We start from the raw sequence: 279 nt of genomic DNA on the forward strand, positions 1-279 counted from the left end.
TGCCGGTGGTGGCGCCGGCCGGGATGACGATTACTGCGCCATTGGACAGGGTGATGGTCAGGTCGGTCAGCGGCGCCTGGGTCAGGGTCGCGGTGTACACCAGCACGCCGCCGGCTTCGGTGATGGTCGGCGTGGCGCTGAGGCTCAGGGTCGAGTCGCGCAGCGCGTTGGTGGTGGTGTCGGTGGTCAGGCCGCCGGTGGTGTCCTGCGCGACTTGGCCGGCAGAATTGATGCCCGCCGTCGGAAAGCCAATGGTCGGATCGACGCGGCCAGCGGTGG

At 69.5% G+C, this 279-nt stretch carries 1 protein-coding gene; it reads right to left on the reverse strand.

What is annotated here, in order from left to right; translation table 11 throughout:
- Nucleotides 1–279, reverse strand: a 279-nt coding sequence (locus tag AAEY83_RS14395) for an immunoglobulin-like domain-containing protein (RefSeq protein WP_351059909.1), incomplete at both ends; no start/stop codon positions are given.

The organism is Psychrobacter sp. TB20-MNA-CIBAN-0197 (assembly GCF_040309765.1).
Taxonomy (GTDB): Bacteria; Pseudomonadota; Gammaproteobacteria; order Pseudomonadales; family Moraxellaceae; genus Psychrobacter; species Psychrobacter submarinus.